Raw genomic sequence first — 16,421 nt, 5'->3', positions numbered from 1 at the left:
CCCTTACCCCTTCATCATGTTGACGTCTTCAACCGCGATGGTGCCGCGGTTGCGGAAGAAGCAGACCAGAATGGCCAGACCAATCGCCGCCTCGGCCGCCGCCACGGTCAGCACGAACAGCGTAAACACCTGCCCGACCAGATCGCCGAGAAAGCTGGAAAACGCCACGAGGTTGATATTCACCGCCAGCAGCATCAGTTCGATGCTCATCAGCAGGATGATGACGTTCTTGCGGTTCAGGAAAAGACCGAAGATGCCGATGACGAACAGCGTCGCCGCGACCGTAAGATAGTGTTCAAGTCCGATCATGGTCTCAAAGTCCCTGCCCCGGTTTCACGTCCTTCAATTCCATCGCCTTGGCCGGGTCGCGCATCATCTGGCCGACGATGTCCTGACGCTTGATGTCCTGACGGTGGCGCAGCGTCAGAACGATGGCGCCGATCATGGCCACCAGCAGGATCAGGCCCGCCAGTTGGAACAGAAGGAAGTATTGATCGTAAAGAATGACGCCAAGCGCCTCGGTGTTGTGACGGTCCGCCGGGACCGGCTGCGCCAGATTGGTCGCTGCGCCCTGCGCGCTGTCCCAGGCCCCGAAGGCCATGACGAACTGCATCAGGATGACCAGACCGATCAGCAAGGCAAGCGGCATATAGCGTGCCATCTCGGCCTTCAACTCGGCAAAGTCCACGTCCAGCATCATAACGACGAACAGGAACAGAACCGCGACCGCACCCACGTAAACGATGATCAGCAGCATCGCCACGAACTCGGCCCCCAGCAGCACGAACAGCCCCGCCGAGGATAGAAACGCCAGGATCAGCCACAGCACCGAGTGCACCGGCTGGCGGCTGATCACCGTGAACAGCCCGCCGGTGATCGCGCTGATGGCAAACAGATAGAAGGCAAAGACGGTCATTGATCCTCATCCTCGTTGTCGCCCATGACCTCTTGCGCCAGATCCAGCGCGCGGGTCATGGCCGGGATGCCGGCAAAGACCGACATCTGACCGATCGTTTCCACGATCTCTTGTTTCTTTGCGCCTGCCTCCAGTGCATGGCGCACGGTCTGACGCACCGCCGAGTCCGCCTGAGCGCCCTGACAGGTCAGCCCGGCCAGCGTCAGCAGCAGGCGGGTCTTGGCATCCAGACCGTCCTTGTTGACGGTGTTGCCGAACATCATCTCCATGACCTCTTTCGGCATGGTCGGCCACAGCGCCTCGAATCCCTTGGGCGAGAAGCTTTCCATCGCCGGGTTCATCGCCTTGGCCATGTCCTGAGCCTGCTTCATCATCAGCTCGAACGGATTTGTCGGGCTGTCAGTCATCGGTAAGGCGCGTCCAGTTCCAGATTGCGGGCGATCTCGGCTTCCCAGCGTTCGCCGTTATCCAGCAGTTTCTGCTTGTCATAGAACAGCTCTTCTCGGGTTTCCGTCGCGAATTCGAAATTCGGGCCTTCGACGATGGCATCGACCGGGCAGGCCTCCTGACAGAAACCGCAATAGATGCACTTGGTCATGTCGATGTCATAGCGCGTGGTGCGGCGACTGCCGTCTTCGCGCGGTTCGGCGTCGATGGTGATTGCCTGCGCAGGGCAGATCGCCTCGCACAGTTTGCAGGCGATGCAGCGCTCCTCGCCATTGGGATAACGGCGCAGGGCGTGTTCTCCCCGGAAACGCGGCGACAGAGGCCCCTTTTCGTGCGGGTAGTTCACCGTGGCCTTGGGGGCGAAGAAATACTTCAGCCCCAGTTTCATGCCGACCCAGAAGTCTTGCAGAAGGAAGTATTTGGCAGCGCGGGTATAGTCGATTTGGGTCATATCAGCCTCCTACGCTCCAACGGGCAAACGCGCCCCAGAACCAGTCGAATTTTGCCGCGAAGGCCACGAAAACCACCCAAGCCAGCGAGAATGGCAGGAACACTTTCCAGCCCAGCCGCATCAACTGGTCATAGCGGTAGCGGGGCGTGATCGCCTTGACCATCGCGAAGATGAAGAAGAAGAACGCCATCTTGGCGACCATCCACAGCACGCCATCGGGCAGGCCCGGGATCGGCGACAGCCAGCCGCCGAAGAACAGCAGTGACGTCAGCGCGCACATCAGGAAGATCGCGATGTATTCGCCTGCCATGAACAGCAGGAAAGGCGTGGCCGAATATTCGACCTGATAACCGGCAACCAGTTCCGATTCCGCCTCGGGCAGGTCAAACGGGGGTCGGTTGGTCTCGGCCAGCGCCGAGATGAAGAACAAGAAGACCATCGGGAAATGCGGCAACCAGTACCAGCTGAAGAAGCCGAACGAGCCGTCCTGAGCGCGCACGATGTCGCCAAAATTCATCGATCCGGTCGAGATGATCACACCGATGATGATCAGGCCGATCGAAACCTCATAGGAAATCATCTGCGCGGCCGAGCGCAGCGAGCCCAGGAACGGATACTTTGAGTTCGACGCCCAACCGCCCATGATCACGCCATAAACCTCGAGCGAGGACACGGCGAATACATAGAGGATGGCCACGTTGATATCCGACAGAACCCAGCCATCGTTGAACGGGATCACCGCCCAGGCGATCATGGCCAGAACGAAGGATGTCAGCGGTGCGAGGATAAAGACCGTCCGGTCGGCGCCCGCAGGAATGACGACCTCTTTCACCACATATTTCAGGGCATCCGCCACCGATTGCAGCAGGCCATAGACGCCCACCACGTTGGGGCCGCGGCGCATCTGGACAGCGGCCCAGATCTTGCGGTCCCCGTAAACAAGGAACAACAGTGAAATCATCACAAAGGCAACAACGGCAAGCACTTGCGCCAAAATGATGATGGCTATTCCGCCTGGGGTGTTAAAGAATTCAGCCATTGGTCCTCACACCGTGGGTATTCCGTTTTCCGCGCGCGATGCAAAGGCCAGAAGCCTGCGCAAATTGCGGCTGGGTCGGCGCGTTGGTGTAAACAGCATCTGCCGCCATTGCGCCACCCTTAATATTCGGTTTCACACGCAAATCTGGCGCGGCGAACTGCCACCCGGCAGCCGCTTTTGCCTGCGATATGAAACAGGTCTGGGTCATTCCGCCGCGATCTTCTCGGATTTGCGGGCCTGCGCCTGTGCCGACAGCTCGGCCATCAGCTGTGAAGCCCGTGCAATCGGGTTGGTCAGGTAGAAGTCCTTGATCGCATAGCGGAAAGTTGCGTTGCCCAGAGTACCGGTGTCGAGAGCTTTCACTTCGTTCTCGATCACTTCGTCGATGCGGGCCAGATGCGGAACCGCCTCGATCAAGGCCGTGCGCAACTGAGCCAGAGAGTCGTAGGGCAGTGTTGCGCCCAGTTCGGCCGACAAGGCGCGCAGGATGGCCCAGTTCTCCTTCGCCTCACCCGGCGCAAAACCGGCCCGCGTCGCCAGTTGAGGGCGACCTTCGGTGTTTACGAACACGCCGTTTTCCTCGGTATAGGCCGCGCCTGGCAGGATCACATCGGCGCGGTGTGCGCCCCGGTCACCATGGCTGCCCTGATAGATCACAAAGGCGCCTTCGCCGATCTCGACCTCATCCGCACCAAGGTTGTAGATCACATCGGCGGCGCTGATCGCGTCCATTCCGCCTTCGTTCGTGGCACCCACATCCATCGCACCGACGCGCGACGCCGCAGTGTGCAAAACGATCAGACCACTTTCAGTATTGGCCGCGATGGCTTGCGCAGCAGCCAGCACGGCGGCGCCGTCCGCTTCCTGCAAAGCGCCCTGCCCGATGATGACCAACGAACGTTTGCCCTTGATCTCATCATCTCCGCCCATGTCGACAACTTTTTGCAGCGCTGTTCGATCATCGCCAACATGGTGGTAGTTATATGTCAGATCGACCGCAGGACCGACCAAAGCGACTTCGGCCCCATGCGCCCATGCCTTGCGGATACGCGCGTTCAGGACAGGCGCTTCGTCACGTGGGTTGGTACCGATCAGCAGGATGCGTTCCGCGGTGTCGATATCTTCAATCGCGGCGGTACCAGCGTAAGCGCCACGATTGCCCGCCGGAAGCTTTGCGCCATCGGTACGGCATTCGACAACACCACCCTGCCCTTCGATCATCTGTTTCAGCGCAAACGCCGCCTCGACCGGAGCCAGATCGCCCACGATACCGGCAGGTTTCTCGGCGCCCTTCAGCGCCTCTGCTGCCCTGGTCAGCGCCTCGGACCATGAAGCCGGGCGCAGCTTTCCGTTTTCACGGACATAGGGCTTGTCCAAACGCTGACGGCGCAGGCCATCCCAGACGAAACGTGTCTTGTCGCTGATCCACTCCTCGTTCACGCCGTCATGATTGCGCGGCAGGAAACGCATGACTTCACGTCCTTTGGTATCCACGCGTATGTTCGATCCCAACGCATCCATCACATCGATGCTTTCGGTTTTGGTCAATTCCCACGGACGCGCGGTAAAGGCGTAGGGCTTGGAGGTCAGCGCCCCAACCGGGCACAGGTCGATGATGTTGCCCTGCAAGTTCGAATCCAGCGTCTGGTTGAGATACGAGGTGATCTCGGCATCCTCACCGCGCCCGGTCTGACCCATCTGAGTTATCCCGGCAACTTCGGTGGTGAAGCGCACGCAGCGTGTGCAGCTGATGCAGCGGGTCATTGCGGTGCCCACAAGCGGGCCAAGATCCAGGTCATCGACCGCCCGCTTTGCTTCCTTGAAACGGGATCCGGACATGCCATAAGCCATCGCCTGATCCTGAAGGTCGCATTCACCACCCTGATCGCAGATCGGGCAATCCAGAGGGTGGTTGATCAGCAGGAACTCCATCACGCCTTCGCGGGCCTTTTTGACCATGGGAGAGTTCGTCTTGACCTCCGGGGGTTGCCCTTCAGGCCCCGGACGCAGATCACGCACCTGCATCGCGCACGACGCCGCGGGTTTCGGCGGTCCGCCGACGACCTCGACCAGGCACATCCGGCAATTGCCAGCAATCGACAGACGCTCGTGATAACAAAAGCGCGGCACTTCGACCCCGGCTTGTTCACAAGCCTGGATCAGGGTCATCGCGCCATCGACTTCGATTTCCTGTCCGTCGATATTGATCTTGCGGAGGTCAGACATGGCTCTCAATTCGCCCTCAAATAAACGCCAATGGCGCTGTTTCTTTGGATTTCCTTCTGCCCCAGAGTGCAGAATGTGTTGGGGTTGTCATAGGTCACGCCATTCGAAGCCAGATACGCCTCGCCCTTGGCGCGCATCCGGTCCTTTTCAGCATCCGATTCGACGTAAGAGCGGATTTCGGTGTCCGAATACCCCAGTTTGTTCGCCTTGGACCGCAGCCCCCACATCACACTGATCGCTTTCAATCGACGCCCGCTGATCGAGGGGCAATATTCCGAAATTTCATTTGCGATGGCGATGTAATAGAGTTCGTTATCGATCTCTTTGACATCCCTCAAGGGCGGCTTCGCATTTGCGACGGCAGGCAATGTGATCAAGGCAGCCAGCGCGAGTGTTTTGGCAAAAGACATGGATCTTCCCTTCGTTTTGGACGCACCAAAACGAACCGGTCCGGTCTTGCTAGGCAATAGCGGCCGGCAATCCGTGTCGTGATATGCAAAACCGCGCGTCATGGCCGTTGGCATTTTCCCGCAAAGGTCAATTGATCATCACTGATGCGCAGGTTTTGCGGTTCGGTATCCGGCCCCACTTTCCAATCGATCCGCGAAGACCCGAAATTCTGCACGCAAAACTTGGTTCCTTCATGACGGCCGGCCTCACGCGCGCCGTCCAGCGATGCAGACGCACCCTTTACCACAACGGTAAAGTCCGTTGGTGATGCTTTCTTGTCGACCGCCTTCGCCTTTGCCTTGAACGCCTTTCCATCGAACAGAATACGATCTTCCGACGGCTTGATGATGCCGCAGGCGGACACGCTTGCCAGTGCTAGCAGGACTACAAGGGTTTTTGGGGCCTTCATACTATCCCTCTTCGTGTTCTCATCTGCCGGGACGCCATCAGAACGCCGCCACCAATGCCATAAGCCCAATCACAAACATGCAGGCCCAGCCCAATACATACAGCACGGACCGAAGGCCACTGTTCGGCTTGCCTATGCCTTTGATGTGCACCACCAGCATCACCAACCGTGCGAGCAAAGCGACAGACGCCAGCAGATTGACCCAGAACGGGCTGGCGCCCAGCAATACCGCCGCAATCACAACGGCCACAAACGCCGGAAGCGTTTCCGTTCCGTTCAGATAGGCCCGGTTCAGTCGATAAGCCTGGTCAGAATAGTCCTGCTCAGGGGTTGCCCCCGGCGCGAGGCCCTTGCCCTGCTTGGCCAGCGCTGAAAACGGGGCCAGGAACAGAACGACCAGCGTGAAAAGCACAACCGATGAAATCGCGTGGCTGTATTGCGCAAACATGTCCATCCCGATCACTCCGCCGCCATCGCACCCATACGGCCCGATTTCTGAGCCTTGATGCGGTCTTCGATTTCTTCGCGGAAATTCCGGATCAGGCCCTGGATCGGCCAAGCGGCCGCATCGCCTAGAGCACAGATCGTGTGACCTTCCACCTGTTTGGTCACATCAAACAGCATGTCGATCTCTTCCAGCTCGGCCTCGCCGCGCACTAGGCGGTCCATGACCCGCATCATCCAGCCGGTGCCTTCGCGGCAGGGCGTGCACTGGCCGCAGCTTTCGTGTTTGTAGAATTTCGACAGGCGCCAGATCGCCTTGATGATGTCGGTGGACTTGTCCATTACGATCACCGCCGCCGTTCCAAGCCCCGAGCCCAGATCGTTGCGCAGATAATCGAAATCCATGATCGCGTCGCGCATGTTCTCACCGCGCACACACGGAACCGAGGATCCACCGGGGATCACGGCCAGCAGATTGTCCCAGCCGCCGCGAATGCCGCCGCAATGGGTCTCGATCAGCTCCTCGAAGGAAATTGACATCGCCTCTTCGACCACGCAGGGGTTGTTGACGTGACCCGAGATCGCAAACAGCTTGGTGCCCGCGTTGTTCTGGCGGCCGAAACCTGCGAACCAATCCGCGCCACGGCGCAGGATCGTGGGCACGACGGCGATGGATTCGACGTTGTTCACGGTCGTCGGGCAGCCATACAAACCCGCACCCGCGGGGAACGGCGGCTTCATCCGCGGCATGCCCTTCTTACCTTCGAGGCTTTCAATCAGCGCGGTTTCCTCGCCGCAGATATAGGCGCCGGCGCCGTGGTGCAGAAACAGGTCGAAATCCCAGCCCGAGCCGGCGGCATTCTTGCCCAGCAGACCCGCGTCATAGGCCTCGTCAATCGCGGCTTGCAACGCCTCGCGTTCGCGGATGTACTCACCGCGCAGATAGATGTAGCAGGTGTGGGCGTTCATCGCGAAAGACGCGATCAGGCAGCCCTCGATCAGCGTATGCGGATCATGGCGCATGATCTCGCGGTCTTTGCAGGTGCCGGGTTCGGATTCGTCCGCGTTGACCACCAGGTAGGACGGGCGCCCGTCGCTTTCCTTGGGCATGAACGACCATTTGAGACCAGTCGGGAAACCCGCGCCGCCGCGTCCGCGCAGCCCGGAATCCTTCATCGTCTGGATGATCCAGTCGCGCCCTTTTTCAATCAGGCCAGCAGTGCCGTCCCAATGCCCGCGGGCCTGCGCACCTTTCAGCGTGCGTTCATGCATCCCGTAGATGTTGGTAAAGATCCGGTCCTGATCCTTCAGCATCGCGTGTTACCTTCAGCTGTCCTGACGCATGCGCCAGAGTTGAAAAATGTTGACGCCCGCATAGATGAAACCCGCCAGAGCGGCGAAATCAAACAGCAGCGCATGCCGGGTCGTCAAACCCAGCGCGGGGCCAATGAACAGGTTCATCGCAAGCCAGATCAGCATGGTCACGGCGATGACCACCCCGATATGTCGACCCTTGCGGGCTATGGCCTGTTCCTTGTCCTTGTCCATCTTCCCCCGAAGCCCGGAACGGGCACCGTCTCTTAGTCTTCGTATGTGCCGTCTTCTTTGGCACGTTTGGCGAATTCGGTTTCCTCACCCGCAGCAAGCTTGGCCGCCTGCTCGATCCAGCCATCGCGTTCGATCCGGCCCTTGAATTTCAAACGCGCATCAACCCAGGCCACCTGTTCGGGCGTCCAGGCCGCGATCTGGTCGTAGTGGTAGAAACCCAGCTCGTTCAGCGTTTCTTCCAGCTTGGGGCCGACGCCTTTCAACAGTTTCAGGTCATCGGCCTTGCCGTCGCGTGCCGCGGTTAGAGTGTTAGGCTGGGTCTCCTGAACGTCCTGGCCATCCGTCTTTGCCGCAGCGCCCTCGGGAGATGCCGGTTCGGTATGGGTCGATTTTTTGGTTCCACTCTGTTGTGCCGCCGTCTTGCCGGGTTCCGGCTTTTTCGGCGGTTGAGGAGCGGAACCGGAAGCTTCGGCTTTGCCATCCTTGCCAAGCCACGGTGTCAGTATCGGAACTTCGGTTCCGTCGATACGCTTGACCGTGTCCCCAAGCTCTGTCGCCAGCTCAACACTTGCGTTGTATTTCGGCTTGCCGGCTTCATATTCGGACAGGCTGGAAAGTCCCTTCAACGGCTCGGCCGCGTAACGCCCGTTCTGAGGACCGGGCGTCGGCACCTTGCCCGCCACCAGATCGTCGAGGATTTTGCCAAAGCTCTCGGCGGTCAGATCCTCGTAGTAATCCTTGCCGATCTGCGCCATTGGCGCGTTGGTGCAGGAACCGAGACATTCGACCTCTTCCCAGCTCAGCTTGCCATCGGCAGAAAGTTCATGCGGCTTCGCGGCGATCTTTTCCTTGCAGACCGCGATCAGATCTTCGGCCCCGCAGATCATGCAGGACGTCGTGCCGCAGACCTGAATATGCGCCACAGATCCAACTGGTTGCAGCTGGAACATGAAGTAGAAGGACGCCACTTCGAGTACGCGGATATAGGCCATGCCCAGCATGTCGGCGATGGATTCAATCGCCGGGCGGCTCAGCCAGCCCTCCTGCTCTTGCGCGCGCCACAGCAGCGGAATGACCGCGCTGGCCTGGCGGCCTTCGGGGTATTTGGTGATCTGCGCTTCGGCCCATTGCTGGTTGGCAGCGGTGAAGGCAAAGCTTTCGGGTTGTTCGGGATGAAGACGGCGGAGCATTAGCGGTCAATCTCTCCAAATACGACATCCATGGTGCCGATGATGGCGGCGACGTCGGCCAGCTGGTGGCCTTTGGCGACGTGGTCCATGGCTTGCAGGTGCAGGAAACCGGGCGCGCGCAGCTTGGCGCGGTAGGGCTTGTTGGTGCCGTCGGCGACCAGATAGACGCCGAACTCGCCCTTGGGGGCTTCGACCGCGGCATAGACCTCGCCTGCGGGAACGTGGAAGCCTTCGGTATACAGCTTGAAGTGGTGGATCAGGCTTTCCATTGAGGTCTTCATGTCCGAGCGTTTCGGCGGGGTGATCTTGCCGCGCGCGAGCACGTCACCGGGGCATTCGCGGATTTTGACGATGGCCTGCTGGATGATCGACAGCGACTGGCGCATCTCTTCCATGCGCACCAAATAGCGGTCATAACAGTCGCCGTTTTTGCCGACGGGGATCTGGAATTCAAACTCGTCATAGCATTCATAGGGCTGAGCGCGGCGCAAGTCCCATGCAAGGCCCGACCCGCGCACCATCACGCCCGAGAAACCGTATTTCTGAATGTCATCTTCAGTCACGACACCAATATCGGCGTTGCGCTGTTTGAAGATGCGGTTTTCGGTCAGCAGACCGTCAATGTCGTCCAGAACGGCGGGGAATTCGTGGCTCCAGGCCTCGATATCGTCCAGCAGTTCCGGCGGCAGGTCCTGATGCACACCACCGGGGCGGAAATAGGCCGCGTGTAGGCGAGCCCCGCAGGCACGCTCGTAGAACACCATCAGCTTTTCACGCTCTTCAAAACCCCAGAGCGGCGGGGTCAGCGCGCCCACATCCATCGCCTGCGTGGTCACGTTCAGCAGGTGGTTCAGGATGCGGCCGATCTCGGAATACAGAACCCGGATCAGCGAACCCCGGCGCGGCACCTCGACCCCGGTCAGCTTTTCGATGGCCAGACACCAGGCATGTTCCTGGTTCATCGGCGCCACGTAATCCAGACGATCGAAATACGGCAGGTTTTGCAGATAGGTCCGGCTTTCCATCAGCTTTTCGGTGCCGCGGTGCAGCAGGCCGATATGCGGATCGCAGCGTTCGACGATCTCACCGTCGAGCTCGAGCACAAGGCGCAGAACCCCGTGCGCCGCAGGGTGTTGCGGGCCGAAGTTAATGTTGAAATTGCGGATCTTCTGTTCTCCGCTCAGCGCGTCCGTGCTGCCGTCATCGTATCTTGAGCCGTCCATCAACGCCCTCGTTTCTTTTTCGCATCGGCCCGAACCCGAACCTTTTCCGCCTCGGCCGCTTTGGCTGCGGCCCCGGCCAGAAGAACCCCCAACGCGCCCAGAATGATCAACTCACCCATCATCTCAGCGGCGCTCCAACTCTTGCAGTTTCAGCCCGACCCACCACAGCAGGGCGATCGTGCCAAAGGGAACCAGACACAGCAGACACCAGTATTTGTTGATCCCGAAAAACGGTAAAATCTTTACCATCGGAATGATGGTCAGTGCAGACAGGATCAACCACCAGATGCCACCCATTATTCTGTCCCCTGTTTCTCATCCCCCGGCAGAATGTAGTTCGCACCCTCCCAAGGGGACATAAAATCGAACTGACGGTATTCCTGCACCAAGCTGACGGGCTCGTAGACTACGCGCTTTTGCGCCTCGTCATAGCGGACCTCGGTATAGCCGGTAGTCGGGAAATCCTTGCGCAGCGGGTAGCCGCGGAATCCATAATCCGTCAGGATGCGCCGCAGATCCGGGTGACCCGAGAACAGGATGCCGAACATGTCGAACACCTCACGCTCGAACCAGTTGGCCGAGGGGTGCACGTCAACGATGGACGGCACCATGTCTTCTTCACGGATCGAGACTCGCAGCCGGATGCGCTGGTTCTGGTACATCGACAGAAAGTGATAGACCACATCGAACCGTTTGGCGCGTTCGGGGTAATCCACGCCAGTGATATCCACCAGCGTCGAGAATTTGCAGCTCTGGTCGGATTTCAGGAATTCGACGAATTCCACAAGATTCGACGGTGCCACGTCCACGTTCAGTTCGCCATGGGTCACGTCCCATGACAGAACGCAATCAGAGCGTTTGATTTCCAGCTGTGCGCCGAGTTCCTTGAGTGCTTCGCTCATCAGCTCTCTCCTCAGCGGACAATTGTGCCGGTACGGCGGATTTTGCGTTGCAACTGCATCAGACCGTAAAGCAGTGCCTCAGCAGTCGGAGGGCAGCCGGGCACGTAGATGTCCACCGGAACAACCCGGTCACAGCCACGCACGACGGAATAGGAATAGTGGTAATACCCCCCGCCATTCGCGCAGGAGCCCATCGAGATCACATAGCGCGGCTCGGGCATCTGGTCATAGACCTTCCGCAGCGCGGGCGCCATCTTGTTGGTCAGCGTTCCCGCCACGATCATCACGTCCGACTGGCGCGGAGACGCCCGGGGCGCGATGCCGAACCGTTCCGCATCATAACGTGGCATCGAGGTATGCATCATCTCAACCGCGCAGCAGGCCAGTCCAAAGGTCATCCAGTGCAACGAGCCGGTGCGGGCCCAGTTGATGATGTCTTCGGTCGAGGTCAGCAGGAAACCCTTGTCCTGCAACTCGGCGTTCAGGGCCTCGGTGGCGACTTCCTTGTCGACACCGGCAGTGTTGGCACCTGTCATCACTCCCATTCCAGCGCCCCTTTCTTCCATTCATAGGCAAAGCCGATGGTCAGAACACCCAGGAACACCATCATGGACCAGAACCCGACATCGCTGATGTCTCTGAAGCCCACGGCCCAGGGAAACAGGAAAGCGATCTCTAGATCGAAGATGATGAACAGAATCGAAACCAGATAGAATCGGACGTCGAATTTCATCCGCGCATCGTCGAAGGCATTGAAACCACATTCATATGCGCTGACCTTTTCGGGGTCGGGATTGCGGACGGCCAGTACGACGGCGGCCAGAATCAAGACGATCCCAAGGCCCACGGCAACGGCCAGAAACACCAGAATCGGGAGGTACTCCCGCAGCAGGTCTTCCACGAATAGCTCCTTTCCTGCGCACATGTCTTGTCGGGTGCGCCGTCAATTGGCGTGTTGACTGGACATTCTCTATCTCTGCGGGGTCAGAGGGTCAACCGAACACAGCCCCCTTCGCGATCAAACCTGCGTTTGACAGCGCGGCATAGAATCGCAGCACCGGCGTTTGACTTTGGCTTGGCGGAACCTGGTAAAACCTACTTATTCCATGCAGGTTTTCGTTTTTCAAAAAACGCCGCGATCCCTTCGCGTGCCTCTTGTGTTTCCCAGCGCTCGACCAACTCGCCTATGGTCTGATCGATCACGGCATCGTCGATGCGCGGACCCAGAGCGCGTACCAGCGCCTTGGCAGAGGCAACCGCCCCGGGCGCGCAAGACAAATAAGGGCGAATTTCGTCCTCGACCGCGTCCGAAAGCCGATCTGCCGAAACGGTTTTCGCCAGCAGGCCCAGACCAACGGCCTCGGACGCATCAAACAAACGGGCAGACATGAACACCCGGCGCGCGCGGGCTTCGCCCATGCGGGCGATGACATAGGGGCCAATTGTTGCGGGGATCAGCCCCAGGCGCGTTTCGGTCAACCCCATCTTCAGACTGCCGACCCCGATCGCGACATCGCACACGGCCGCCATGCCCACCCCGCCCCCAAAGGCATTGCCCTGCAACGCCCCGATCAGAGGCTTTGGCATCGTGTTCAGAGCCTGCAACATCTCGGCCAGCTTGCGCGCCTCGACAAAACGCGTCTTTTTGTCAGCCGCCATCTGGTCCTGCATCCACCCCAGATCACCGCCGGCACAAAACGTCTTGCCCGCCGCGGCCAGAACGACCGCTCGGACCGCGTCATCCTGACCAAGTTGCGATGCGGCCTCGGTCAATTCCATGATCATCTGCCCCGACATGGCATTGTGTTTTTCCGGCCGGTTCAGGGTGAGCGTCGCGACACCGCGCATATCCGTCGAGATCGTGATCGTTTCAAACATGTCAGCCCCTCAAAGCCCTGGCCATCTGCGCGGCCTCTTCAATGACGTCGATATCCAGGCCAGTTTCGTATCCCAGCCGCTGCAAATGCGCCGCAACGTCCTCGGTGGCCACGTTACCGGCCGCACCCGGGGCGTAGGGGCAACCGCCCAACCCGCCCACGGCTGCATCGAACACCCGCACGCCCAGCGCCAATGCCGCATCAATGTTGTCGATCGCGCGCCCGTTGGTGTCATGGAAATGCCCCGCCAGCCGCGTCACCGGAACCCTCTCGCGAACAGCCAAAAGCATATGTGCAACCTTGTCCGGAGTTCCCTGCCCGATCGTGTCGCCCAGCGAAACCTCGTAACAGCCCAGCGCGAAAAGCCGATCAGCAACCTCAGCCACTTTTTCGGGCGGCGTCGGACCGTCATACGGGCAATCCGTCACGCATGAGACATAGCCACGAACCGGCAGGTCGATATGGCGCGCCGCCTCCAGAATCGGCGTGAACCGCTCGATCGACTCGGCGATGGAGGCATTGATATTAGCCTTCGAGAATCCTTCGGAGGCCGAGGCGAACACGGCGATCTCGTCCGCCTTGGCCGCCAGCGCGTCGCCATAGCCATGCATGTTCGGCGTCAGCGCGGCATAGCGCACCCCATTCGCACGCGTGATCCCCCCCAGCACCTGAGCGGAACCCGCCATCTGCGGCACCCATTTCGGGGACACGAAGCTTGCAACTTCGATCCGGCGAAACCCCGCACGGCTGAGACAGTCGATCAAGGCGATCTTGGCCGCGACCGGTATTTCGCGCTTTTCGTTTTGCAGCCCGTCGCGTGGCCCGACCTCATAGATTTCGACCAGCTCACCCATGTCCGCCCCCCTTCTGGATTGTCGTCGTTTCAAGCAAATATCGTCTGACCTTGGCACGCCGCGTTGCGCGGGTACAGATCAAGCTTCGTCCTCCAACCTCACCAGGGCAGCCCCGGCTTCGACCTGCGAACCATCCTCGACCAGCACTTCGGCAACGATCCCGTCCCGCGCCGCAAGCAGCGAATGTTCCATCTTCATCGCTTCCAAAATGGCCAGACGATCGCCTTCCCGTACGGTTTGCCCCGCCGTGGCGAAGACGGCTTTGACCAGACCGGGCATAGGCGCCTCGATCACATTGGTGTCGCCGGTCGCGCTGGCATCGCGGTCCAGCGGATCGATGACGTCGAAGCTCTGACCGTAATCGGTGAAAACCGTCAGGGTCCCGTTATGTGCGGCAACGCGAGGCATCGGAGTGCCGTTCAACACCCAGCGCCCGGCAGTGCGGTCCGCAACGACACGGTTTTCGCCAACCTGCCAAATCTGGCGATCCGGCCCATCGACCTGCACATCCAGATCCAGCACGTCGTCGCGACGGGACAATTGCACGGCGCGATGCAGCGGCGCCCACAGCGAAAACCCGGTTTCCGGATCGACATCCACCAAATCCAATGCCGTCATCGCAGCCGCGACTGCGGTAACATCCGACGGCTCGGGTTCCTGCACCAACGTTTCAAGGTCCCGCCCGATCAGCCCCGTATCGACATCGCCCGAGGCAAATCCATCGTGACGCGTCAACGCGCCCAGAAAGGCCAGATTGGTAACGGTACCCGCAACTTCGGTCTGTTGCAGCACCCGGTTCAACGTCTCAAGTGCAATGGCACGCGTCGATCCATGCACCACCACCTTGGCGATCATCGGGTCATACCACGGGCTGATCGTGTCCCCGGCGCGAACGCCGCTATCGGCGCGACAATTGTCGGGGAAAACCAGATGCGTCAGCGTTCCCGTCGCGGGCAGGAACCCTTTCGGCACATCCTCGGCATACAGACGAGCCTCGAAGGCATGGCCAGAGATCGCAAGATCATCCTGTTTCTTGGGAAGGCTCTCGCCTGCGGCCACGCGAAGCTGCCACTCGACCAGATCGATCCCCGTGATGGCCTCTGTCACCGGGTGTTCCACCTGAAGGCGCGTGTTCATTTCCATGAACCAGAACCTGTCGGGGCGCAGCCCGTCAGAGGCATCGACGATGAATTCGACCGTGCCCGCGCCTTTATAGCCGATCGCCTCGGCGGCGCGCACACCCGCCTGACCCATAGCCTCGCGCATTTCAGACGTCATGCCTGGGGCGGGGGCTTCTTCGATCACCTTCTGATGGCGGCGCTGCAACGAGCAGTCCCTTTCGAACAGATGCACGGCGTGAGTACCATCGCCGAACACCTGCACTTCGATATGGCGGGGTTTGGCCACGAATTTTTCGACCAGCACGGCATCATTGCCGAAGGCGGTCCGGGCCTCACCCTGCGCGCTGTCGAGAGCGGGCGCGAAATCCTCGGGGCGTTCGACAAGGCGCATCCCCTTGCCGCCGCCGCCCGCAACGGCCTTGATCAGAACCGGATAGCCGATGGCATCCGCCGCACCTGCCAGATGCTCGGGGTCCTGATTGTCGCCGTGATAGCCGGGCACGACCGGAACGCCGGCCTTCTCCATCAGAACCTTGGCCGCGTCCTTGAGACCCATCTTGCGGATCGCATCCGCCGAGGGGCCGATGAACGTCAGCCCCGCCGCCTGCACGGCATCCACGAAATCGGGGTTCTCGGACAGAAAGCCGTACCCCGGATGGATCGCCTGAGCGCCGGTGTCCAGCGCGGCCTGAATGATCACATCACCCTTCAAATAGCTGTCCGCCGGGGCGGGGCCGCCAATATGAACCGCCTCATCCGCCATCTGAACATGTTTTGCGGCTGCATCCGCATCGGAATAAACAGCAACGCAGGACACGCCCATGGACTGGGCCGTTTCCATGACGCGGCAGGCGATCTCACCCCGGTTGGCAATCAGAATTTTGTTGAACATGGCCTTCACCCTTCCAATGCCAGATCTTCGACGAGACGGAACCGTTCGCACACGAGTTTCATCTCGGGATCAAAGCCGCCGTTTCGCTGGAAATATCGACGATGATCTTCCCGCCATCCTTCAAGCGTTTCATTTTCACCTTCCGCCAAGGCGAATTCCTCGGTCACATCGCAGTAACGCTGGATCGAAACATCAACGGTTTCAATGACCAACGCCGGAGTGTCATCCCAGTTCAGCGCAATATCGCAGCGACCGGACTTGGGCATCTCAAGGCTGTCATCAGGATAGTTTCTGAGCGCGTCGCAGGTCGCTGTTTTACGGCCAGAACGGACCAAGGCCAGAAGCTCTGAACTCAGCACGGGGTTGTCGCCGAATTTGAAGGTTTGTGCACCGGGATAGCGGGCTATTATGTCTTTCAAACTCTCGCTCATC

Annotated in this window: 22 protein-coding genes; all 22 read right to left on the bottom strand. The window is 59.8% G+C overall.

Annotated elements, in window-relative coordinates; all coding sequences use genetic code 11:
• Positions 1–3: 3 nt before the first annotated feature.
• Positions 4–309, bottom strand: a complete 306-nt coding sequence (gene nuoK / locus GOW60_RS01320; RefSeq protein WP_005984024.1) for an NADH-quinone oxidoreductase subunit NuoK — start codon at positions 307–309, stop codon at positions 4–6.
• Between the two features lie 4 nt (positions 310–313).
• Entirely contained in the window at positions 314–916 is a 603-nt protein-coding gene (locus GOW60_RS01315; protein ID WP_171227959.1) for an NADH-quinone oxidoreductase subunit J, read from the bottom strand.
• Positions 913–1,323, bottom strand: coding sequence for a carboxymuconolactone decarboxylase family protein (locus GOW60_RS01310; protein ID WP_152458579.1), 411 nt, complete (start codon positions 1,321–1,323; stop codon positions 913–915). Before GOW60_RS01310 ends, GOW60_RS01315 begins: the two co-directional genes overlap by 4 nt.
• A complete protein-coding gene (gene nuoI / locus GOW60_RS01305) occupies positions 1,320–1,814 on the bottom strand; it encodes an NADH-quinone oxidoreductase subunit NuoI (RefSeq protein ID WP_152458580.1) in 495 nt (164 codons plus the stop codon). The genes GOW60_RS01310 and nuoI overlap by 4 nt, the downstream gene beginning before the upstream one ends.
• A 1-nt stretch (position 1,815) precedes the next feature.
• Positions 1,816–2,853: an NADH-quinone oxidoreductase subunit NuoH gene (nuoH, locus tag GOW60_RS01300; protein WP_152458581.1), complete on the bottom strand. Its 1,038-nt coding sequence runs from the start codon at positions 2,851–2,853 to the stop codon at positions 1,816–1,818.
• Between the two features lie 204 nt (positions 2,854–3,057).
• A complete protein-coding gene (gene nuoG, locus GOW60_RS01295; RefSeq protein ID WP_171227958.1) occupies positions 3,058–5,079 on the bottom strand; it encodes an NADH-quinone oxidoreductase subunit NuoG in 2,022 nt (673 codons plus the stop codon).
• 5 nt (positions 5,080–5,084) lie between these two features.
• Positions 5,085–5,489, bottom strand: a complete 405-nt coding sequence (locus tag GOW60_RS01290; RefSeq protein WP_171227957.1) for a DUF5333 domain-containing protein — start codon at positions 5,487–5,489, stop codon at positions 5,085–5,087.
• A 98-nt stretch (positions 5,490–5,587) separates the two neighbouring features.
• A complete protein-coding gene (locus tag GOW60_RS01285; RefSeq protein WP_152458585.1) occupies positions 5,588–5,938 on the bottom strand; it encodes a hypothetical protein in 351 nt (116 codons plus the stop codon).
• A gap of 37 nt (positions 5,939–5,975) precedes the next feature.
• On the bottom strand, positions 5,976–6,392 hold the full coding sequence (locus GOW60_RS01280) for an MAPEG family protein (protein WP_171227956.1): 417 nt from the start codon (positions 6,390–6,392) through the stop codon (positions 5,976–5,978).
• Between the two features lie 5 nt (positions 6,393–6,397).
• A complete protein-coding gene (gene nuoF, locus GOW60_RS01275) occupies positions 6,398–7,696 on the bottom strand; it encodes an NADH-quinone oxidoreductase subunit NuoF (RefSeq protein WP_152458587.1) in 1,299 nt (432 codons plus the stop codon).
• Between the two features lie 12 nt (positions 7,697–7,708).
• Positions 7,709–7,930 carry a DUF5337 domain-containing protein gene (locus tag GOW60_RS01270; RefSeq protein WP_171115038.1) on the bottom strand — a complete coding sequence of 74 codons (222 nt, stop codon included), beginning with the start codon at positions 7,928–7,930 and terminating at the stop codon, positions 7,709–7,711.
• A 32-nt stretch (positions 7,931–7,962) separates the two neighbouring features.
• Positions 7,963–9,120: an NADH-quinone oxidoreductase subunit E gene (locus GOW60_RS01265; protein ID WP_171227955.1), complete on the bottom strand. Its 1,158-nt coding sequence runs from the start codon at positions 9,118–9,120 to the stop codon at positions 7,963–7,965.
• Positions 9,120–10,343, bottom strand: coding sequence for an NADH-quinone oxidoreductase subunit D (locus GOW60_RS01260; RefSeq protein WP_171115034.1), 1,224 nt, complete (start codon positions 10,341–10,343; stop codon positions 9,120–9,122). The genes GOW60_RS01265 and GOW60_RS01260 overlap by 1 nt, the downstream gene beginning before the upstream one ends.
• Positions 10,343–10,465 (bottom strand): hypothetical protein, encoded by a 123-nt coding sequence (locus tag GOW60_RS21300; protein WP_256367742.1) that lies wholly within the window; start codon positions 10,463–10,465, stop codon positions 10,343–10,345. The genes GOW60_RS01260 and GOW60_RS21300 overlap by 1 nt, the downstream gene beginning before the upstream one ends.
• Position 10,466: 1 nt before the next feature.
• Entirely contained in the window at positions 10,467–10,640 is a 174-nt protein-coding gene (locus tag GOW60_RS01255; protein WP_010442775.1) for a hypothetical protein, read from the bottom strand.
• A complete protein-coding gene (locus GOW60_RS01250) occupies positions 10,640–11,245 on the bottom strand; it encodes an NADH-quinone oxidoreductase subunit C (RefSeq protein ID WP_171227954.1) in 606 nt (201 codons plus the stop codon). Before GOW60_RS01250 ends, GOW60_RS01255 begins: the two co-directional genes overlap by 1 nt.
• Positions 11,246–11,256: 11 nt before the next feature.
• Positions 11,257–11,790, bottom strand: coding sequence for an NADH-quinone oxidoreductase subunit B family protein (locus tag GOW60_RS01245; protein WP_171227953.1), 534 nt, complete (start codon positions 11,788–11,790; stop codon positions 11,257–11,259).
• Positions 11,781–12,146 carry an NADH-quinone oxidoreductase subunit A gene (locus GOW60_RS01240; RefSeq protein ID WP_068335558.1) on the bottom strand — a complete coding sequence of 122 codons (366 nt, stop codon included), beginning with the start codon at positions 12,144–12,146 and terminating at the stop codon, positions 11,781–11,783. Before GOW60_RS01240 ends, GOW60_RS01245 begins: the two co-directional genes overlap by 10 nt.
• Before the next feature lie 194 nt (positions 12,147–12,340).
• Positions 12,341–13,123, bottom strand: a complete 783-nt coding sequence (locus GOW60_RS01235) for a crotonase/enoyl-CoA hydratase family protein (protein ID WP_171227952.1) — start codon at positions 13,121–13,123, stop codon at positions 12,341–12,343.
• Position 13,124: 1 nt separating this feature from the next.
• Positions 13,125–13,976, bottom strand: a complete 852-nt coding sequence (locus tag GOW60_RS01230; RefSeq protein ID WP_171227951.1) for a hydroxymethylglutaryl-CoA lyase — start codon at positions 13,974–13,976, stop codon at positions 13,125–13,127.
• A 78-nt stretch (positions 13,977–14,054) separates the two neighbouring features.
• Entirely contained in the window at positions 14,055–15,989 is a 1,935-nt protein-coding gene (locus tag GOW60_RS01225) for an acetyl/propionyl/methylcrotonyl-CoA carboxylase subunit alpha (protein ID WP_171227950.1), read from the bottom strand.
• Positions 15,990–15,994: 5 nt separating this feature from the next.
• The gene (locus tag GOW60_RS01220; RefSeq protein ID WP_171227949.1) at positions 15,995–16,420 is read right to left on the bottom strand and encodes an ASCH domain-containing protein; all 426 of its coding nucleotides are present in this window, start codon (positions 16,418–16,420) and stop codon (positions 15,995–15,997) included.
• Position 16,421 lies beyond the last annotated feature (1 nt).

The organism is Ruegeria sp. HKCCA4008 (assembly GCF_013033125.1).
In the GTDB taxonomy this organism is placed as follows: Bacteria; Pseudomonadota; Alphaproteobacteria; order Rhodobacterales; family Rhodobacteraceae; genus Ruegeria.
The sequence above is the reverse complement of the archived record's forward strand: the minus strand, read 5'-3'. Positions and strand labels throughout refer to the sequence as shown.